The 20,232-nt window shown below is 41.5% G+C and carries 18 protein-coding genes; 2 read left to right on the forward strand and 16 right to left on the reverse strand.

What is annotated here, in order from left to right; translation table 11 throughout:
- Positions 1-6: 6 nt before the first annotated feature.
- The 16 genes from AC4HAO_RS07900 to AC4HAO_RS07975 form a co-directional block, all read right to left on the reverse strand.
- Positions 7-690: a Wzz/FepE/Etk N-terminal domain-containing protein gene (locus AC4HAO_RS07900; protein WP_491092667.1), complete on the reverse strand. Its 684-nt coding sequence runs from the start codon at positions 688-690 to the stop codon at positions 7-9.
- 10 nt (positions 691-700) lie between these two features.
- Positions 701-1,432: a capsular polysaccharide biosynthesis protein Cps4B gene (gene cps4B, locus AC4HAO_RS07905; protein WP_491135050.1), complete on the reverse strand. Its 732-nt coding sequence runs from the start codon at positions 1,430-1,432 to the stop codon at positions 701-703.
- A 1-nt stretch (position 1,433) separates the two neighbouring features.
- Positions 1,434-2,894, reverse strand: coding sequence for an LCP family glycopolymer transferase CpsA (gene cpsA / locus AC4HAO_RS07910; protein WP_491135051.1), 1,461 nt, complete (start codon positions 2,892-2,894; stop codon positions 1,434-1,436).
- Positions 2,895-3,086: 192 nt separating this feature from the next.
- Complete coding sequence (locus tag AC4HAO_RS07915) at positions 3,087-3,560, reverse strand: hypothetical protein (RefSeq protein WP_491135052.1); 474 nt, start codon at positions 3,558-3,560, stop codon at positions 3,087-3,089.
- 289 nt (positions 3,561-3,849) lie between these two features.
- A complete protein-coding gene (locus AC4HAO_RS07920) occupies positions 3,850-4,560 on the reverse strand; it encodes an ABC transporter ATP-binding protein (protein ID WP_491092672.1) in 711 nt (236 codons plus the stop codon).
- Positions 4,560-5,324 (reverse strand): ABC transporter ATP-binding protein, encoded by a 765-nt coding sequence (locus AC4HAO_RS07925; protein ID WP_447451670.1) that lies wholly within the window; start codon positions 5,322-5,324, stop codon positions 4,560-4,562. The genes AC4HAO_RS07920 and AC4HAO_RS07925 overlap by 1 nt, the downstream gene beginning before the upstream one ends.
- Complete coding sequence (locus tag AC4HAO_RS07930; protein WP_491135053.1) at positions 5,324-6,277, reverse strand: branched-chain amino acid ABC transporter permease; 954 nt, start codon at positions 6,275-6,277, stop codon at positions 5,324-5,326. Before AC4HAO_RS07930 ends, AC4HAO_RS07925 begins: the two co-directional genes overlap by 1 nt.
- Before the next feature lie 3 nt (positions 6,278-6,280).
- A complete protein-coding gene (locus tag AC4HAO_RS07935; protein ID WP_447451672.1) occupies positions 6,281-7,165 on the reverse strand; it encodes a branched-chain amino acid ABC transporter permease in 885 nt (294 codons plus the stop codon).
- Between the two features lie 55 nt (positions 7,166-7,220).
- A complete protein-coding gene (locus AC4HAO_RS07940; RefSeq protein ID WP_447451673.1) occupies positions 7,221-8,408 on the reverse strand; it encodes an ABC transporter substrate-binding protein in 1,188 nt (395 codons plus the stop codon).
- 451 nt (positions 8,409-8,859) lie between these two features.
- The gene (locus tag AC4HAO_RS07945) at positions 8,860-9,168 is read right to left on the reverse strand and encodes a DUF2129 domain-containing protein (RefSeq protein WP_447451674.1); all 309 of its coding nucleotides are present in this window, start codon (positions 9,166-9,168) and stop codon (positions 8,860-8,862) included.
- Between the two features lie 4 nt (positions 9,169-9,172).
- Positions 9,173-9,616, reverse strand: a complete 444-nt coding sequence (locus AC4HAO_RS07950; protein WP_491135054.1) for a YlbF/YmcA family competence regulator — start codon at positions 9,614-9,616, stop codon at positions 9,173-9,175.
- A gap of 459 nt (positions 9,617-10,075) precedes the next feature.
- Entirely contained in the window at positions 10,076-10,666 is a 591-nt protein-coding gene (locus AC4HAO_RS07955) for an ATP-dependent Clp protease proteolytic subunit (RefSeq protein ID WP_447451676.1), read from the reverse strand.
- A gap of 330 nt (positions 10,667-10,996) precedes the next feature.
- Complete coding sequence (gene upp / locus AC4HAO_RS07960) at positions 10,997-11,626, reverse strand: uracil phosphoribosyltransferase (RefSeq protein ID WP_447451677.1); 630 nt, start codon at positions 11,624-11,626, stop codon at positions 10,997-10,999.
- Between the two features lie 965 nt (positions 11,627-12,591).
- The gene (locus AC4HAO_RS07965; RefSeq protein ID WP_491092677.1) at positions 12,592-13,767 is read right to left on the reverse strand and encodes a MalY/PatB family protein; all 1,176 of its coding nucleotides are present in this window, start codon (positions 13,765-13,767) and stop codon (positions 12,592-12,594) included.
- Positions 13,768-13,785: 18 nt separating this feature from the next.
- Positions 13,786-14,880, reverse strand: coding sequence for a cystathionine gamma-synthase (locus tag AC4HAO_RS07970; RefSeq protein ID WP_491135055.1), 1,095 nt, complete (start codon positions 14,878-14,880; stop codon positions 13,786-13,788).
- Positions 14,881-15,193: 313 nt separating this feature from the next.
- Positions 15,194-16,825 (reverse strand): putative polysaccharide biosynthesis protein, encoded by a 1,632-nt coding sequence (locus AC4HAO_RS07975; RefSeq protein WP_491092678.1) that lies wholly within the window; start codon positions 16,823-16,825, stop codon positions 15,194-15,196.
- A gap of 89 nt (positions 16,826-16,914) precedes the next feature.
- Here AC4HAO_RS07975 and AC4HAO_RS07980 point away from each other — a divergent pair, with 89 nt between their 5' ends.
- Both AC4HAO_RS07980 and AC4HAO_RS07985 read left to right on the forward strand, forming a co-directional pair.
- Positions 16,915-18,360 (forward strand): UDP-N-acetylmuramoyl-L-alanyl-D-glutamate--L-lysine ligase, encoded by a 1,446-nt coding sequence (locus tag AC4HAO_RS07980; protein WP_491135056.1) that lies wholly within the window; start codon positions 16,915-16,917, stop codon positions 18,358-18,360.
- A 650-nt stretch (positions 18,361-19,010) separates the two neighbouring features.
- On the forward strand, positions 19,011-19,796 hold the full coding sequence (locus AC4HAO_RS07985; protein ID WP_491092680.1) for an ABC transporter ATP-binding protein: 786 nt from the start codon (positions 19,011-19,013) through the stop codon (positions 19,794-19,796).
- Positions 19,797-20,232 lie beyond the last annotated feature (436 nt).

The raw sequence follows: 20,232 nt of genomic DNA on the forward strand, positions 1-20,232 counted from the left end.
TTCCTCCTACTGCTCAACTGCTGGAACCACCCCAAGCAAGGTACGATCCAAGGCTTTTTCCACATCTTCACTGGTCTTAATCCGATCATCCAAAGCTTCAAAGATAATCAAGGTTACGACCGTGAGGAAACCTCCTGCTAAGATACCGAGAATTAGATTGCGTTTGATATTAGGAGAGCTCGGCGCTGTGGGAACTTTGGCTGTTTCGGCAATCGTCACATCCTCGACCTTAGTCACATCCTTAATCTTCTGGATAGCAACATCACGGATAGCATTAGCTAAGCGGCTAGCTTCTTGAGCATTTCTATCTTTAACCGAAATAGTAATCAGACGCGTATCTGTTGGTACATCAACTACAATACGGTTCCCCAGTTCCTCTGGCGTGATATCCAATTTTTGCTTGTCAACAACTTCATCCAAAACATCCTGTGATTGGATAATTTCTTTATAGTCATTAACCAAATCAGTTCCGGCTTGAATGTCCTGATAGTTGATGGAATTACTATTGTTATGCACCACATAAATACGTGTGGATGAAGTGTATTCCTTGGGGAGAATGAAAGCACTCACAAATAAAGTGACAAAGCCAAGAAGCAGGGAAACAAAAATGATCAAAAACTTTCGGTTCCACAGTTTCTTAAGTAGGGCGAACACATCAATTTCAAATGATGCATTTTCTGCTGAATTCATAGGTACTCCTTTATACATACTCATGGCCAAGCAACTGAGCCATGTTGTTTTTGAATAGGGCTTGCGCCTTGTCCTGCCCATAAGCCTTGAGGACTGCTTGATAGGCCTGAGCCATAAAAGGCGGACGCTTATCTAGATTATGCATATCACTGGCAATGCAAGAAACTAAATCTTGCTCTAAAAAGTAACGACCCCGCCTTTTAAAGATTTTTTCCGAATCAGAAAACCACCTTGGCTTAAGGACATGGTTGCTGTTCACTTGGGTATAACAGCCCATATTGAGCAGCTCCTGAACCCTAGCCGGCTTATTTTCTAAGGCATTATAGCGTTCAATATGCGCAACGATCGGAGTAATCCCTAATAAGAGCAGTTTCGTTAGAGCTTGGTGGAGGTCTCGCCAAGGCGTTGCCATACTAAACTCAATCAGGGCATACCGGCTTTCAGCCATAGTAGGCACAAGACCTGCCTCCAATTTTTGCCTCAGATCTTCTGTATAGTAGAGCTCACCTCCGTAGAGCAAGTTTAAGTCAGCAAAGCGCTCCTTAGCTGACTCTTTGACCTGCTGGAAATTAGCCCACAGAGTCTCTTCAGGTGTTTCAAACATTCCTTTGCGGCGATGGGAGGTAGCCACAATCGTCCTAACTCCCTGCTGATAGCTCTCAGCAATTAGGGCTAGACTTTCTTCCAAGGTCGCAGGACCGTCATCCACATCAAAAATAATATGCGAATGAATATCAATCACCCTATTTTCCTCCTAACACGTCCTCAATTTGCTGGCTAGCGTCAGATACACTAGTATCATCCAGCTGCATCATATAAAGTGAGGCTCCCGGCATCGCGTAAGATGGCAATTCTCCCGTTGAACCTGTACCTGTAACGGCTTGTGAGCTTACTGTGAATTTTTTACCTGAAGACAGCTGCGTATTAGCAATGGTCATTACATCTTCTAATGGCATATTAGTTTGGATAGAGTCTTGTAGGTTATTAGCAATCGATGAAATCTTACTGATAGATTTGCTCGAGGCTAGCTTGTTGATAATTGCCGAGATAACTTTTTCCTGGTTTTTACCGCGGTCATTATCCCCATTTTCAAGACTGTAGCGTTCACGCACAAAAGCTAAAGCTCCTTGCGAATCCAAATGGACATTACCCACTTCAAAGGTATAGTCTTTATTAGTGTGAGCCGTGAAAGCTTGATCATTATAAACATCAATACCACCCAAAAGATCAACAAGCTTTAAGAAAGATGTAAAGTTGAGACGGGCATAGTAATCAATGTCTACATTATAGAGATTCTGCAGGGTCTTCATAGAGGTTTCAACACCGTAGAGACCAGCATGGGTCAGCTTATCCTTTTGATTTTGGCCGCCATCAGGAATAGCAACGTAGGCATCACGCGGGGTAGTTGTCAAAAGCACCTTGTGGGTCTTTAAGTTGACCGTCATGATAATATTAACATCAGAACGAGAGACTGAGTTGATAGAACCATAAGTATCAATACCTGAAATATAGATATTAAAGGCATCAGCTTTTGACCTTTTCTTAGATTTGATAGTGGTAGCTGTCTGAATTTTATATTTATAGAGGACTTTGACCTTACTATGGTAATCCTTATCCTGATTTTCTATCAGATTGGCATAGGCACTGTTTAAAATAATGGCCTGAGTCGATCCTGAGGTCAGATTGTTATAGGCCTGAACGTAAGAATCTACATGGTTAACTCTTAGGCTCTTAGAGGTATCTGATTTAAATTGCTTAATGAACTCATTAATATTGGTTCCATCAGCCTGAGTCGGCGCTTCAACAGTGTCAATTTCCTTGACACTGTTAGCTGGGCTATCCTTGGGCACCACTACCTGCATTTCAACTTCTGAATATTTGGTAGAGTTGTTGAGATTGCCAAAGAAACCCACTGTCGAATTAAATCCTAAGAAAGTTACCGTCGATAGGGTCGTAAAAATCACCAAGAGAAAGCTGGTGCTTAGTTTGAACTTATTTTTTAGTATCAAAAAGCCAGACAGGAATAAAACCGTTAACAGCACTAGGGTTATGATAATATTCAAGTAACGGAAGGCTAGAAAATGATACTTAAACATAGTGTGAACTGTCACCGAAGAAACGGCTAGGTAGATCACAAATAATAAAATATTGATGAAATAATGCGTACTAAAGGTTTTGATCTTTGAACGGCTGCGTCTGGCCATAGTGTCATCTCCAACTATAATGTATTTCTTGACCTATTATACCTGAATTTCCTGCCAAGTCCAAGGAAATTTAACTTCTTTTTAACACCTCTGTCATATTCTTCGAGATACCTCTCTTAGGAAATCTCTTGATATAATAGGGTTTTATAGCCAAAAATTACAAAAAAATGTCAAAAATAATTCTAATTTAAATTATTGAGCCACACTCGATGACAGACCACCACCCTGACTGATAGTGTCTAACTGAGTCTGCAGCTCGGTCTTTTCAGACTGGCTCTGCACTTTATCGATAGCTGCTTGAGCTTCTTGGATACTATCAGCGGTTCGGCTAGCATCCGCGGCATCAATCGCCATCTGGGCTAGAATCACATTCAGACGATCCTGATAGTCTGATTTTTTAGTCTTATCATCTAGCCGGTCAATCTCTTTTTGAACATCGTCAGCGGCCTCTCGGCTTGGGTTCGCCTCTAGATCATCCAAATCAGCTTCCAATGAGTTTGAAGATTTAGAAGACGAGGATGATGAAGTCACATGAGTTGGGGCCACTTCAACATCGTCAGGTTTGACAGTATAAACACGTTTAGCCAGTAAATAAAGACCAAAAATCATTACCATTAAGACTAAACTCATTAGAAGATAGAGGGTTTCACTTTTTTTAAATGTCATGGTTGTTTTTTTCCTTTAAGTATACTCGAATTTCATTATAGCCTATTTTCCCAATTATTCAAGCTATTTTACAATATAAAGAAACTAAAAGAGAGTCCTCTTATATTGCGATGCAACTCTTTTCTACCAGACGAAAAACTACATGCAAAAAGAGCCAAATCAACCTAGGCAACATAGCAAGGTCAACACTGTATGATTTATATTTTCAAAATGCATGAAAACATAAGATAATCCCCAACTTAACAGTTGAGGATTATCTTATGTTTTGCAGAAACCAGCTCTCGGCAACTTAGCCCCCAAGATAGGCCTTGCGCACTTCATCAGAAGCCAGCAGCTCTTGGCCTGTGCCTGACAGAACGATCTTACCTGTCTCCAGCACATAACCCCGATCAGCAATAGAGAGAGCTTTGTTGGCGTTCTGTTCAATCAATAGAACCGTTGTTCCTTGCTTTTGAATATCTTGGATAATATCAAAGATCTCCTGGATGAAGATTGGGGCCAATCCCATCGACGGCTCATCGAGTAACAAGAGTTTGGGCTGACTCATAAGTGCACGTCCCATAGCCAACATCTGCTGTTCACCACCTGAGAGGGTAGCTGCATCTTGATTTTTTCGCTCTTCTAAACGCGGAAACCGATCAAAGATTTTCTTTAGATTGGATTGGTTCGCATCCTTGTTATTCTTGAGAAAAGCCCCCATTTCTAGGTTTTCTAAAACGGTCAGACCCGGAAAAACATGACGGCCTTCGGGAACCTGAGCCAATCCATCCGCTACAATCTTACGCGCAGCTACTTTTTGGATCTCGTTGTCCAGATAAGAAACGGTTCCTTGGCTGGGACGGACAAGGCCCGAAATTGTCCTGAGGATAGATGTCTTACCTGCACCATTGGCACCGATAAGGGTCACAACTTCCCCCTCATTGACTTCAAAGCTAACATCCTTTACTGCTTCAATGGCACCGTAACTGACTGAGAGGTTTTCAATTTTCAACATAGACACTAGGCTTCACCTCCAAGATAGGCTTCAATAACACGCTTGTTAGACTTGATTTCATCTGGTGTACCATGCGCAATGAGACGGCCGTATTCCAATACATAGATACGTTCAGTAACATCCATCACTAAATTCATATCATGTTCGATGAGGATGATAGTGATTCCAAATTCTTCCTTAATTTTACGAATCAGAGCTGTTAATTCCGCTGTTTCTTGCGGGTTCATGCCGGCAGCAGGCTCGTCTAAGAAGAGAATTTTAGGTTCTGTAGCTAGAGCACGAACGATTTCCAAACGGCGCTGCTGTCCATAAGGAAGATTTTTAGCTAAAGTATCGGCATTATCAGCCAAATCAAAGATCGCCAGCAGGTCTAACGCTTTCTGCTTAATGTCCTTCTCACTTTGATAGTATTTTGGCAGACGCAAGACAGAGGCCAAGATATGAGCGCTGTGACGATTAGCAAAGCCGATCAAAACATTTTCTAAAACAGTCATATCCTTAAAAAGACGGATATTTTGGAAGGTCCGTGACAGACCCAGCGAAGCAATTTTATGCGGGGTCTTACCATTGATGAGGGTGCCATCAAGCGTTACCGTACCTTCGCTGGGAACATAAACCCCCGTCAAAAGGTTAAAGAGAGTGGTCTTACCTGCACCGTTAGGACCAATGAGGCCGACTAACTCCCCTTCATTGAGCTCGAGGGAAACATCACCAACCGCAGTCAGGCCGCCGAAATTTTTTGTTAAATTTTTTACATCAAGAAGTGCCATCAGTTGTTGCCCTCCTTATCCTTTTTAAAGAAACGTGACAGCGTTAATTCCTTAGTTCCTAAGAGACCGCTCGGACGGAAAATCATTACCAAAATAAGAGCAATAGAGTAGATGATCATCCGCAGCTCTGATACATTTTGTAGGAACATATTCAGGATACCTAAAACAACTCCTGCGATGATTGTTCCTGTGATAGAACCCAAACCACCCAGAACGGCAACAATGAGGTAATCGATTGATTTCATCAATTGGAAATCTTTGGGGACGATGGTACCGATATAGCTGACATAGAGGGATCCAGCAATAGCTGAGATGACCGCACCGATTGCAAAGATTAGCACTTTTCTATTAGTAACATTAACACCCATAGCCTCTGCTGCGATTTCATCCTCGCGCAGGGTGATAATCTGACGTCCCATTGATGAGCGCAGAAGGTTTAAGACAAGAATGGTAATGACAGCTACAAAGAGAAAGATGACTTGCCAAGTCGTATAAGGCAAAATACCTGTCAGACCGGCAGCACCGTTTGTCAAAGTTCCGCCGTTGATGATTAAAATACGGATAATTTCCGCCATACCTAAGGTCGCAATGGCCAGATAGTCCCCTTTTAAGCGTAGGGTAGGCAAACCAAAAACAATAGCGACTACAGCTGCAATAACAGCGCCTACTAGGATAGACCAATAAAAGGCCGCATAAGTAGGATAGTAGGTCGTAATAATTGCTGAGGAGTAAGCACCGATAGCCATGAAACCAGCTTGTCCTAAAGTTAATTGGCCTGAAAATCCTAAGACTAGATTAGTTCCTAGTCCCATCAAGATACTGATGCCAATTCCCATTAAGATTTGAATGTAATAGAGATTCAAAATACCGCTGCTGGCTAAAATTTGCAGAATAGCGTAGACAAGAGCAATCAGCGCAAGCCAGGTAAGATTTAATTTTAAATTCTGTTTCATGTCTTACACCTTCTCTTTCACATTTTTACCAAGGATACCAGCTGGGCGAACCAGAAGGATGATAATCAGTACAATATAGACGATGGCATCGCGGTAAGTCGACAGGTTGACTGCATTGGCCAAGGTTTCCAAAATCCCGATAACAAAACCACCCAAGGCAGCACCCGGAATAATCCCAATACCACCCAATACAGCGGCGACAAAAGCTTTAATTCCGGGGATCATCCCCATCAGAGGATCAATGGAATTGTAGTAGAGACCAATCAGAACACCTGCTGCACCAGCCCAAGCTGAACCAAGCGCAAAGGTAAAACTGATGGTTGAATTAACATTGATTCCCATCAGCTGGGCAGCATCACTGTCTACCGATACAGCTCTCATAGCTTTCCCCATTTTGGTTTTCTTAACAATTATTTGGAGAGCCACCATCAAGGCAATAGCCACAACCAAGATTAAGAGCTGGATATTGGTGACTGTCACTGGTCCTAAATCATAGTTATGTTTTTGAATAGCTTCTGGGAACGAACGCGGATTGGAGCCAACAAAGTAAACCATGGTGTACTCTAAGAGAAAGGACACCCCTATAGCTGTAATCAAGGCTGAAATTCGCGTGGAATTACGCAGAGGACGGTAGGCTAAGAATTCAATCAACATTCCTAACAGAGCCGTTATTACCATGGTAAAAACCAAGGCCAGCCAGAAGTTCATGTGAAGACCATTGATAGCATAGTAGCCGATAAAAGCCCCCATCATGAAGATATCTCCATGAGCAAAGTTAATCAATTTAATAATCCCATAAACCATGGTATAACCCAGGGCCAGTAAGGCATAGATACTTCCCAGAATAATACCATTAACTAGTTGTTGTGGGAGTTGTTCAAGTAACATAAAATACCAAACTTTCTAGTTTTATCCATCTAATACAAACGTTGTAGTGGCTCCGTTATTTTTTAACCGTTACAGCTTCAGCGGAGCTTTCTGTACCATTATCCAATTTCACCATAACGGCTGACTTAATTGGGTTGTGGTACTTATCAATTGTCATCTTACCGGTGACTCCTTCAAAATTTTTCAAGGCTGCCAGATTAGAAGCCAATTCGATAGAGTCATCTGCCCCCTTTGCTGCCGCTGCAATCATATAGACAGAATCATAGGCAAGGGCCGAAAACATATTGGGTTCTGAACCGTAGGTTTCTTTAAAGTTGCTAATAAAATCATTAGCTTTTCCGGACAAGGCAATCTTGGTAGAGTAACCTGATACGTAGTAGACATTCGTCGTATTCTTCTTACCTGCCAAGCTCACAAAGGTCTTATCACTGAAACCATCAGGACCAAGAATAGGTGCACTGATGCCCATATCACGCGCCTGTTTTGTAATCAAGCCTGTTTCAGTGTAGTAGCCAGGCATAACGATAGCATCATAGTCCAGATCTCTGATACTTGTCAGGGCTGACTGGAAGTCCGTATCTTTCGCCGCAAAAGTCTTAGTGGCAACAATATCACCCTTGTAAGTTTCTTTGAACTCATCTGCTATCCCTTTGGCATAGTCGCTGGAATTATCATAAAAAAGCACAACCTTTTTCGCCTGCAGGTTTTCCGATGCATACTGAGCTAGTACTTGCCCTTGGAAACTATCCCTAAAAGTGGTACGGAAAACAAACTGCTTTGTTTCTGTTTTTCCATTGAGATTATCAATGGTTAAATCATCCTGTGTCCCACTTGGGGAGAGAAGGGGAACTCCTGTTTTTTGAGCATTCAGCGAAGCTGCCGAAACCGCTCCAGATGTGGCAGGGCCAATAATGGCATTAACTTGACTTTGAACAGCTAGGTTCGTTGCCGATGTAGAAGCTTCAGCATTGTCAGACTTATTGTCCTTGGTCACTAATTCTAGCTTTTTGCCATCTACACCACCGGCTTTGTTAATTTCTTTAACAGCCAGCTTGATACCTTGATTTTCGGCCGATCCGTAAGCAGATACAGGACCTGTCAGCTCCATATCTACACCGATTTTAATGGTGTCGCCAATTTTTGTCCCAGCGGCATTGCTGGTAACATCAGGAGACTTACCGCAGGCTACTAATGTTACAGCAGCCAGCAGAAGCATACCAGTTGCGATAATCTTTTTATACATCAGATTATTTCTCCTTAATAAAGATACTTGACCCACCCAAATAGACCCAATGCAGCACACCGTTGTATAATGACTAAGGTAGCTAACTTTTCTTACGGTTGTATTCAGGTGGATTTAGATTGAAAAGCATAAAGGACGGTCATAATATTTGATCCCCTCCTAGCTTTAAAAGCCTACTGTATAGAATACAGAATTATCTGATAATTGTCAAGGAAATTCGCTCGTTAATCAGGATAAAAAGCGTCAAGAAAGGGGTTTCAGCATTATCACTAATTCGTAATAACATAAGACTTTTCTGAGACTGAGATAAAGGCACAAATATACCTATAATTGGTAAAAAGAAAAAGCTGGGTAAAATTGTACTAGCCTCAAGCGCTAGATCTTTGATCCAACACTAGAGATTAGCACAAAAACTACTTCCAGCAATTTTTAACAGACTGACAGAGTGAAACTAGAGTGTAGGAAGCGAACCAATATCCAGATCATCAGTTTCATCACCCACTTCTTCCTGATTGCGATACAAACTTCCGACAAAATCGCGATCAATATTATCTAAAGATGACAGGCGTACCTCCTTAACAAATCTTAACTTTTCTAAGGCCGCTATTGTCCCCTCAAGCTTTTGCGCATCACTGTAGAGATGCACATAGCGAAAACGCCTAGAGTGGTAAAGCATATCACCATAACGATTTAGCTTTCTGGCATCGCGATTGTAATAGAGATAGACGATAATCCCCTTACGTTCTTGCTTATTAAACATTTTCCTATCCCTTCTCTCGAATATTTTCTCCTCTACCGTGTCCATGCTGGCGCTTATGCGGTGCAAAGGGCAAACCTGTATCCACAAATATATCTGGCGAGACAGCTTGAGAAATTTGAGTCGTTAAATCGGCCAGAAGTTTTTGCAAGGCCACTTCAGCCAGTCTCAAATCTTGGACGCAAGGCGTCATATCTATCTGACGCTTCTGGGCCAAAACCTGACGCCTTAACTGGGCTACTTCCGGTCTAAAATTAACATAATTTTTCTGCTCCTCATAGCTCTCTTGCAAGTTTTGGAATTGGAGAATTTTTTCTTGCAAATCGCTGTCAGCAGCCAAAACTGCTTTGGCCGTACGATAGGTCTGCACTTGGGGGGTCTCTAAAATCGCTTTAACCAGCATGTCAATTTGGTGATCAATGGCTAACAAATCCTGATTGATTTTTAACATATCCCTATTATAACAAAAAGGAGAATGGAAAGAGCTCAAAAATTTTTAATTGGGTTCTCACCGCTCCCTGATTCCTGATTAATGACTTAAATCAATCTCTCCTTAAACGGTCTGCTCACTCTCGTGTTTTTAAAACTTCCACCTTTAACAGTCCCTTATATCTTTTAGCAAAAGGAAAGTCAGCTGCGCTAAAGGTTTATGAAAAAGTATGAAAGTAGGACAAAAATCAGTAAATCGTGGTAAAATCACGATTTTGATTTTCCTCGCTCTCTTATTTTAAGGCTCAGGCCTCTGCCACTTTCCTGTTTTTAGGTGGCAGGCTTTGGCAGTCTATCCCCAGACTGCCAAACTCCACTGGAGCATTTCAATCCCACCTCTGCGCTATTTGATAAATCTAGGGCAATTCAAAAGAGGCGGGACTTTTTGCCTCAGCCTCTTTCAACTATTATTCGCTAAATCTTATTTCAAGGCATTGTTTTCCATAATTTCATCGATAAAGCCATATTCGAGTGTCTCCTGAGCTGTCATCCAGTTATCACGCTCAGCATCCACGTGGACCTTCTCAAGCGATTGACCTGAATTATCTGCCAGAATTTGTTCCAGAGTTTGGCGCGTTTGCAAGAGGTGCTCAGCTGCAATAGCCATATCGGACTGTTGCGTTCCACCGCCAGTGCCGCCCATCGGCTGGTGAATCATGTATTCTGCATGCGGCAACATAAAGCGCTTGCCTTTGGCCCCGCTGGAAGCAATAATGGTTCCCATCGATGCAGCCATTCCCATAACGATTGTTTGGACATCTGATTTGATAAAATTCATAGTGTCTACAATAGCCAAGCCAGCTGATACAGAGCCACCAGGTGAATTCACATAGAGGTAAATATCTTTGGTACTATCTTGAGCGTCCAAGAACAGCAATTGGGCAATAACTGAATTCGCCATATTATCTTCAACCGGACCTGTCAGCATGACGATGCGGTCTTTCAAGAGGCGTGAATAAATATCGTAGGAACGCTCTCCACGACTAGTTTGTTCAATAACTACTGGAATCATAGTATTCTCCTTTGATCAAAATGTTAAGGACTCGACGGATAAAACTTGCTTAGCAAATATCAGTAATATCTGGCTGAAAAAACGTAAATCAACCAAAATACAGACTTCCTAAATCAGTTATCTCCCAGAGGAGCCGTGGCTGTAAGACCTGAGATCTTAGAGCTAGCTGCTCTTTTCTGAGGACGAATCCATGTTTCATTACTAAAACGTGACCTTATTATATCTATTTGGTCAAAAAAGGTCAAATAAAAAACTCACTTTTCACAATTTCATAAAAAAACAGTCCAGCAAACAGACTGTTAGACAAGATTGCCAAGTAAATCTGCGGACCTATTTGGTACCAAAGAGACGATCGCCAGCATCACCAAGCCCAGGTACAATGTAGCCGTTATCATTTAACTTTTCATCAAGGGCTGCCGTATAAATATCGATGTCGGGATGAGCTTCTTGAAGTGCTTTGACTCCTTCCGGTGCTGCGACTAGGCAGACAAATTTGATATTAGCTGCACCGCGTTTTTTAAGAGAGTCCACAGCCAAAATAGCTGAGCCTCCAGTTGCCAGCATAGGATCTACTAAGAAAATCTGCCGCTGATCAATATCCTCAGGCAGTTTGACCAAATACTCTACAGGCTGCAAAGTCTCTTCATCGCGATACATACCAATATGACCGACCTTGGCAGCTGGTACTAGACTTACAAGACCGTCAACCATACCAATACCTGCTCGAAGAATAGGAACAATGGCCAATTTTTTACCAGCTAACTGCTTTTGCACTGTCTTGGTCATTGGTGTTTGAATCTCTACATCTTCTAGCGGAAGGTCACGCGAAACCTCATATCCCATAAGCATAGCAATTTCATTGACCAATTCACGAAAGTTTTTCGTGGACGTATCTTCACGACGCAGAATTGAGAGTTTGTGTTGGATCAGTGGGTGTGAAATAACTTGAAATTTTCCCATAATACATTAGCTTACGAGAAGCTTACCTTCTTTCTAAGGGTATTTTCTTTATTATACCAAATAGGCCGAGATTTTAACGGGCATAACTGTTATTTCATTAGAAAAGATAGCGCTGGCTAATCACCTTTTAATCTATATCTATTCGATCCAAAGTTATCTCCCTAGGAAAACTAATCTAGTAAAAACAGAAACTAGGACAAAGCCTGCCACCCTAATTTGGGAAATACAACACTGCCAACAAATGCTCTAGTAAAAACACCTTTTTTTACTAAGGCAAAAGATAATAAGCAAATAAAGCAAGCAAAATCATTACACATATAAATGAAATAATAATGTTTTTACTGCGGTAAGAAATAAGTGCTAGTACACAAAGAGTAAGTAACACTAAGATTAACCGAATTATATGCATAAACCAACATCACCTTTTCTAAATTTGTACTGATATTTTTAAGTAAATTGAACAACCCACCTTTATACTTGGAATAGACCACTATTCACATTCTAAGTAAAGTGACATAACTGGTTTCCAATATAATAAAAATAACTCAATCGACAGCTAGAATCTATTAATTACCAGAAACCTCCATCTCCCCATCCCTCCTTAGCACCAATATAAGCACCCGATACTGTCGTCAAAGCGAGAGTCCTAAGAGCCAAGTAAGATCCTGCAACTGGAACTTTCCACAAAAATTGTGCTGGTCTGAAACCAGCTGTAAATCCTGTACCAGCTCCTAAAAATCCACCAGCAATTGCGCCCCAACAACGTCTGCAAGATAGTCAGTATCTACCACTTCACAATCGTTAAACGCTATTGAATTCAAACTTAATGTATTCATAAATATTCTCTTTCTTAAAAATTAGCGGGTGGTTTATTTGCCTCGCACCAAAGGACGCGAGACCGACTAAAAGTCACTAATAAAAGCACTTCCTTTCATACAATCGAAAGGGAGTGCTAGTCCTTTTTATCAGCTAAGTCGCTGTTTATTTGCAAAAGCTTTAGCTAATCGTTCACAGGCTTCCTGCAGGACTGATGTAGGAGTAGCAAGGTTGAGGCGGGCATGACCTACACCTTCCTTACCAAAGGTCGATCCGACATTGAGGATGAGCTTGGCTTCTTCTTTGATTTTTTTGTGAAGCTCCTCGTCTGATAGATTATAGGCTGAGAAATCCAGCCATACAAGGTAGGTGCCTTCTGGTTTCATGACCTTAATCTTAGTATGCTGCTCTAGATAGTTTGCTAGAAAATCGCTGTGCTTTTCCAGAAGCGCTTTTAATTCGGTCAGCCAAGGTTTGCCGTAACGAAAGGCAGCCTCTGTTGTTATCAAGCCGATAGTCGGGACTTCATGCTGATTATTAGCTAGTTGACGCTTCTTAAATTGAACTCGTAATTCCGGATTTTCAATGATCGCAAAGCTATTTTTAGTTCCGGCAACATTGAAGGTTTTTGTGGCACTGGAGAGAACCAGACTGAATTGACCAAAGTCACCGACAGTATTGATACTGTGATGTTTATGATTAAACAGGGCTAAATCCTGATGAATCTCATCTGAAATCAGAATAACTCCATGTTTCTGGCAGAGCTCTGCTACTTTTTGTAATTCCTTAGCTGTCCAGACCCGTCCTCCAGGATTATGAGGACTGCAAAAAACATAAAGTTTGACTTGATTTTCTACGATATCTTTTTCTAACTGACTAAAATCAAGTTCAAAATGACCATTTCTTTCCACCAAAGAATTTTCAATCAATCGGCGGTCGTTAAGTTTGACAGAGCGAGCAAAGGGAGGATAAACCGGTGTATTGATAAGAACTGCATCTTGTTCTCGAGTAAAAGCCTGAATGGCTACTGATATAGCAGGGACGACTCCCTCAATAAGAACAATGGCTTCCTTATCCACCTGATAGCCATGCTCTGCTTTTTCCCAATTTTGAATGGCCTCAACTACACCATCCCAAATATAGGGATAGCCGTAAACTCCAAAATCAGTATAGCGCTGAATAGCAGTTTGCATTTCTGGAAAGGCTAAGAAATCCATATCTGCCACCCAAAGAGGAAGCAAATCTTTATCTTCCTCCACTTCCTTCCATTTGACAGAGTGGTTACCAAGTCGGTTGGGTAGGGTTGTAAAATCGTAATGTGTCATGCAATCCTTCTTTCATACTTAGCCTTCTAAGGCTTGTTTTAAATCAGCTACTAGGTCATCTGCATCTTCAATACCTATCGAGAGGCGCAGCAAATCGTCAGTCAGGCCGTAAGAAGCCCGGACATCTGCTGGGATATCAGCGTGAGTCTGAGTCGCCGGATAGGTAATCAGACTTTCTACTCCACCCAAGCTTTCAGCAAAGGTAAAAACCTGCAATTGATTGATAAGGGATGGGATAGTATCTTTATTCACAACCTTAAAAGAAATCATCCCTCCCTTACCTGTAAAGAGAACTTCTTTAACTGCTGGAGATTGTTCTAAAAAGGCCACTACTTGTTTCGCATTAGCTGTGGAAGCTTCCATACGAAGCTTCAGTGTTTTTAAACCACGCATCAGCATATAACTGTCAAAAGGCGATAGGTTGGGACCGGTTGTATTGAGATTATAAAAAAGTTTGTCGTAATAATCTTGATTACTCGTAATAACTACCCCAGCTAAAACGTCATTGTGTCCAGCTAAATACTTGGTCGCCGAATGGACAACAATATCAGCTCCCAGAGTGATAGGAGTTTGATAAATTGGACTGTAGAAGGTATTATCCACGATAACAGCAGCCCCCTTCTCATGGGCTAGGTTAGCAATTTTCTCAATATTAAATTCAACCATCAGCGGATTGGTTGGGGTTTCAATATAGACAATATCGGTAGTATCTGTAATAGCTGCCAGCATTTCAGCCCCAGTATTGGCATAATCAAAAAAGAAACGGCCTTCCTTCTCCTTATCATTAAACCAGCGAAAGGAACCACCATATAAATCGCGTGCGGCCACCACATGACTGCCGACTGGAAAAATCTCAAAAGCCAAGACAATAGCACTCATTCCTGAACTTGTTGCAATCGCATAATCCGCCTGTTCAATAGCCGCTAAAGTTTGTTCCAGCGTTGCTCGGGTCGGATTTTTAGTGCGAGTATAATCAAAACCAGTCGATTGGCCAAATTCGGGATGCTGATACGTTGTTGAAAAATGGATTGGAGAAGCAAGCGCTCCTGTCTCCTTATCAGAATTAATTCCTGCATGTGCCAGCAAGGTCGCTAATTTATATTGTTCTGTCATCAATAGGCCTCCTTTTTGTTCTTTATTTTAGCACGAATTTTTCTCAAAATCTGGAACATGCCAATATTTATTATCGATAGGCTGTTATAAAAAAATGCTATAACAAAAAGGAAATGGTAGGTCATGGGCTTTCGCAGAAAGTCACTCCCTTCACTTCCTTATTTGTATTTATTCTTGATTGTACTGTTAATGTTAAGGCTGGCTGTAAACAAAGCCTACATAATCAGACTATTGCTTCACTTGGTAGGCAAAGATGTCGGTCAGGACTTAAAAAGGGGCTTAAGAGTTTGATAAAATTTATCCTAACCTAGGATTAGGATATTCTAAGCTTGCGCCGTAAACTATCAGCACGACTGCCAATAATACTGTCAATCTGGCGTGTCCGTAAGGAGAGATAGGCGTATACAGCCACCCCGAGACCACCGAGCAGCACTAGATAAACCAAGCTGGAGGTTCGTCCAGCCACCGGATAGAAATAATGTAGACCCAAATAGCCTAAGCTCACCACTATCCCCATCAAGGCTGTCATCCAAAAAATATTAATGAAGGCTCGTCTAATATCGGCGTGATCAAAATCTGTGACTTCCTGAATTTTGAAATACATAAAGACAATGGGAATCCAGAGAGCAAGTGCTGTAGATACCAGAGGGCCATAAGCACCAAAAACAAAGAGCATGGGAATTTGAAAGACCAGCTTAATCGCCATTCCCCAGAGAAAATATTCAATAGCCTTGCGGTTCTCAAAGAGAGCTTGCAGCATAGGAGCCATCAGAGAATAAAGCGCTAAGAGTAAGGTCTCTGCCATTACTCCAATAAAAAGATAGAGAGCATCTTTTTCGGGTAAGCCATAGAAAACGGTATAGATAGGCTTGGCTAAAATTAAGGAGCCGACAACAGCTGGAAAGGTGAAAATCCACAGCATCTGCAAATTATTAACGACGACCTTTCGCAGGCTTTCCTTGTCCTTTTGCACATAAGATTCTGTTAGAACAGGGATCCCTACACCACCGATGGAGGTCGCTACTGAAATTAAAATCATGTTGATTTTACTAGGATTGGAAGATAGATAGGCAAAAAGCTCATTGAGTTCCTTGCGGCTCAGATCTGTTATAACGGATAAGGTATTATTAAAGGTTCCTTGATCGATCAACTGCAAGGTTTGAATAGCTGACCCGGTGATAATAAAAGGAATAGCTTCCTTGAAAGTTTCCTTCAGCAGGGCTAGGGTATCAATCGTAATTTTTTGTGTCTGTTTGGCAAATATTTTTTTGAGCAGACCAGCCTTTTGCAAATAATATAGGAGAACGGCCATACTGGCAATCATACCAATAAAGGCAGCAAAGGTTGATTGACTGACAGCAGCTACATAATCTCCTGAACCCACCTGCATGATCATATAGGCAGTCAGCAACATCCAAATGACACGCACCAGCTGCTCAAACATCTGACTCATGGCATAAGGCTTAAAGTCACTGTAGCCTTGGAAAACTCCTCTGATAACACTCATTGCAGGAAACACTAGAACTGCAAACGAGAGACTGTGGATAACTGGTATCAGCTCTTTTCCTGAGCCAGAAAAAATCGCAAAAAGCGGCGAACCAAAGTACATAATCGCAGCAAAAACGAGGCCAACAATGAGCATGACCTTTAGGAAGCTCCGAATGAGATGGATAGAGTGGTCTTCCTTATCCATGGCATTATATTTGGCAATTTGCTTAGCCACAGCTACATTTATCCCCGTCGTAGACAGCAGGAGAAAGTAGGCATAAATATTGTAGCCCATACCATAGAGGGCGTTGGCCTGACTGGCGGATTGTCCCATCCAAGCATACCAAGGAATAATGTAGAGAGCTCCGAGGAGACGGCTAAGAGTATTGCCTGTTGTTGACCAGAAGGTTCCTCTGACCATCTTCTCATTTTGTGTTATTTTTTTTTCTTCTGACATACTGCCTCTTTCCAAAAATTCACTAGATTTTATTATAAACTTTTGCCTGTGACTTGTAAAACAGTAACTTTAAGTCTAAAATAGTAACCATGATTACAATGACACGTGTGCTTGAGATACTTAAGCAAGATAAAAATTTTAGAGATATTAGTCTGGATGGCCATTTTTATTATAGCTGGAAAGAGGTATCTTTCAGTAAATTGAGTTATGACAGCCGTGACGTTGATGACTCAACTCTCTTTTTTGTTAAGGGAGCAGCCTTTCGCAGAGAATTTCTGGAAAGTGCTGTTGCTGCTGGGCTGAAATTTTACGTTTCTGAGCAAGATTACGAGATGGGCATCCCTGCTATCCTAGTTAACGATATCAAACAAGCTATGAGTTTGATTGCTATGACGTTTTACGATAATCCCCAGAATAAGCTGCAATTGCTTGCCTTTACAGGTACTAAAGGGAAAACGACAGCAGCTTATTTTGCCTATAACATTTTAAAACAAAGCCAAAAGCCAGCTATGTTATCCACCATGAATACGACTTTAGATGGCGAAACCTTTTTTAAGTCAATCCTAACAACTCCTGAAAGCCTCGATCTCTTTAGAATGATGGCTAAAGCTGTGGATAATGGGCGTTCTCATCTGATTATGGAGGTTTCCAGTCAGGCCTTTTTAGTTAAGCGTGTTTATGGTTTAACCTTTGACGTTGGTGTTTTTCTCAATATCAGTCCTGATCACATCGGTCCCATTGAACATCCTAGTTTTGAAGATTATTTCTATCACAAGCGTCTGCTTATGGATAACAGCCGTGCTGCCATCGTTAATAGTGGTATGGAGCATTTTGAAATTGTCCGTGACCAAGTAGCAGACCTTCCTCACGATTTCTACGGTCAGGTATCAGACAATCAGATTGAAGAGGGACAGGCCTTTAGTTTTGCAGCAACTGGAAAATTGGCAGGTCATTACGATATTCAGCTGATCGGTGATTTCAATCAGGAAAATGCTCTCGCTGCTGGACTTGCCTGCTTGCGTTTGGGGGCTAGCCAACTGGACATACAGACTGGTATTGCACAAACGTCCGTTCCAGGACGCATGGAGGTCTTAACCCAAAATAATGGAGCTAAGGTTTTTGTCGATTACGCCCACAATGGCGATAGTCTGCACAAATTGCTCAGTGTTGTAACCCAACACCAGACTGGGGTAGCTGTTTTGATTCTTGGTGCTCCAGGTAATAAAGGTGAGAGCCGCCGTGCTGATTTTGGGGAGGTTATCAATCAATACCCCCAATTAAGGGTGATCTTAACGGCTGATGATCCCAATAAGGAAGATCCCTTAACTATCTCGCAGGAAATTGCCAGTTATATTAATCGCCCTGTTGATATTATTGTCGACAGAGAAGAGGCAATTGAAACTGCTCTTCAATTGACGCAAGGAGAAAAAGATGCTGTTATCATCGCAGGAAAAGGAGCGGACGCTTTTCAGATTGTTAATGGCCAACGAGCGGCTTATGATGGCGATCTGAGTGTTGCCAAGAAGTATCTCTAGGAACTGCTAATAATTATTAGTAAAACCTCTTATTTAGAATCATTACAAGGAGCCAAATCCCTTGGGGGACTTGGCTTTTGCCTTGTTTAAAAATATTCAATAATCTGTTCCAAATTAAAAATTCCTGTGTTATAATGTGAAAAGATTCCGAGGCCTGAGCTAGTCAATCTGGCGGCTTTGGAATCTAAAGATGCCGTTTTATTACCCGACATAGACAGCTCGCCAAGTGTGGCTGTCAAACTTCCGATACTTGCTTCAATAGGCTGTATCACTAAAGGCGAAAATGCATGTTTTGACCAAGCTAAGAGATAGAAAAGTGAAGAAAATCAAGTCTCCATCCACGGATTCTTATCCTACTCCCTTGGCTGAGCACGTTTACTTTAGGTTTCTCGCTAGGCCAAATGTATTTTGTCCTTGGTATCTTACTTAGTGGAATACGAACTAGAGACAGCTCTGTTTGGCCTCAAATTCTCATAATGTTTAACCTGATAGATCAATTTTTATTGCGATTTTTCATTGATACTTGTTGGATTTGTTTGCCAATTTTCTAGTTTCGTGAATTAATGTGGTTAGCTTTGTTAGCTTCATTTTTCCCTTTCAAAGGGCTAGGACCTTTGAAGTACTTTTTATATCTTTTGAAAGGAGGTTCTATGTCAAAGATTTGTGCAAACCAGATTCAGGTTGCCTACGATCACCAAGTTATTATTGATGACCTATCTCTAAGTCTTCCTGAAGGTGAAATTACCACCATTATTGGGGCTAATGGCTGCGGTAAGTCTACTTTACTCAAAGCCCTGACTCGAATTCAAGCTATTAAACAAGGGCAGATTTATCTAAATGGACAAGCCATTGCTAATCTATCAACTAAGGAAGTTGCCAAAAAGTTAGCACTTCTCCCGCAGGTTTTAGAGGCTACTCAGGGTATCTCTGTTTACGATTTGATTTCCTATGGTCGCTTTCCTCATCAAAAATATTTGGGTAGTTTGACTCAGGAAGATCGTAACAAGATTCACTGGGCTATGGAAGTTACTGGGGTGACCGAATTTGCCAAGGTTGATGTTGACAGTCTATCCGGCGGTCAGCGCCAGCGCGTCTGGATTGCTATGGCTCTCGCTCAAGATACTGATACTATCTTTTTGGATGAGCCGACTACCTATTTAGATATGAATCATCAGCTAGAAATTTTGGAATTGCTTCGAGATCTTAATCAAAAGGCTGGCAAGACGATTATCATGGTACTGCACGATCTCAATTTATCAGCCCGTTTTTCTGATCACCTTGTTGCTTTAAAGGATGGGGAAATTCGCTACGAAGGCCCTGTCGATCAGATTATGACCCCTGATATTTTAAAAGAGATCTTCAGAATTGAAGCATTGCTAGCTGAAGATCCTATCCATCACTGCCCTATTCTGCTGACTTACCAGCTGATAAAATAGATTGATTTCAATTGAGCATGAAGCTAATCGTTTCGGAAAAAACGACTCCCTTGTGTACAAGGACACGGCTCCTATATTTGTGATGCGCTGTCGTTCATCATCCTAAGTACAACCTTAAAAGGTCCCCAGACCTTATGAGTTTTTTTCCGTCAGAGATTTTCGCTATTACCAAGCGAATTGCTTCTATGTATCTTGATAATTGAACACGCCTACACTCCTGTGAAAAAAGACTCACCTGCTCAGAATCTTACTGATTCTTCAGCTGGTTCCCTATTTTTCCTTGGAGTGCTTAACGGCTTTGTATCTTAGTAATTGAACACGCCTACACTCCTGTGAAAAAGCTCCCCCTCCTAGAATCTTACTGATTCTTCGGCTGGTTCCCTATTTTTCCTTGGAGTGCTTAACGGCTTTGTATCTTGATAAAGAGGAGAAAACT

Source organism: Streptococcus sp. ELY_137, from assembly GCF_058314515.1.

Bases quoted from the DNA above. Each gene is read 5' to 3' on its own strand.
- AC4HAO_RS07900 (WP_491092667.1), bottom strand. From the start codon at position 690: ATGAATTCAGCAGAAAATGCATCATTTGAAATTGATGTGTTCGCCCTA.
- cpsA (WP_491135051.1), bottom strand. From the start codon at position 2,894: ATGGCCAGACGCAGCCGTTCAAAGATCAAAACCTTTAGTACGCATTAT.
- AC4HAO_RS07915 (WP_491135052.1), bottom strand. From the start codon at position 3,560: ATGACATTTAAAAAAAGTGAAACCCTCTATCTTCTAATGAGTTTAGTC.
- AC4HAO_RS07925 (WP_447451670.1), bottom strand. From the start codon at position 5,324: ATGGCACTTCTTGATGTAAAAAATTTAACAAAAAATTTCGGCGGCCTG.
- AC4HAO_RS07930 (WP_491135053.1), bottom strand. From the start codon at position 6,277: ATGAAACAGAATTTAAAATTAAATCTTACCTGGCTTGCGCTGATTGCT.
- AC4HAO_RS07935 (WP_447451672.1), bottom strand. From the start codon at position 7,165: ATGTTACTTGAACAACTCCCACAACAACTAGTTAATGGTATTATTCTG.
- AC4HAO_RS07940 (WP_447451673.1), bottom strand. From the start codon at position 8,408: ATGTATAAAAAGATTATCGCAACTGGTATGCTTCTGCTGGCTGCTGTA.
- AC4HAO_RS07945 (WP_447451674.1), bottom strand. From the start codon at position 9,168: ATGTTTAATAAGCAAGAACGTAAGGGGATTATCGTCTATCTCTATTAC.
- AC4HAO_RS07950 (WP_491135054.1), bottom strand. From the start codon at position 9,616: ATGTTAAAAATCAATCAGGATTTGTTAGCCATTGATCACCAAATTGAC.
- AC4HAO_RS07955 (WP_447451676.1), bottom strand. From the start codon at position 10,666: ATGATTCCAGTAGTTATTGAACAAACTAGTCGTGGAGAGCGTTCCTAC.
- upp (WP_447451677.1), bottom strand. From the start codon at position 11,626: ATGGGAAAATTTCAAGTTATTTCACACCCACTGATCCAACACAAACTC.
- AC4HAO_RS07965 (WP_491092677.1), bottom strand. From the start codon at position 13,767: ATGACACATTACGATTTTACAACCCTACCCAACCGACTTGGTAACCAC.
- AC4HAO_RS07970 (WP_491135055.1), bottom strand. From the start codon at position 14,880: ATGACAGAACAATATAAATTAGCGACCTTGCTGGCACATGCAGGAATT.
- AC4HAO_RS07975 (WP_491092678.1), bottom strand. From the start codon at position 16,825: ATGTCAGAAGAAAAAAAAATAACACAAAATGAGAAGATGGTCAGAGGA.
- AC4HAO_RS07980 (WP_491135056.1), top strand. From the start codon at position 16,915: ATGATTACAATGACACGTGTGCTTGAGATACTTAAGCAAGATAAAAAT.
- AC4HAO_RS07985 (WP_491092680.1), top strand. From the start codon at position 19,011: ATGTCAAAGATTTGTGCAAACCAGATTCAGGTTGCCTACGATCACCAA.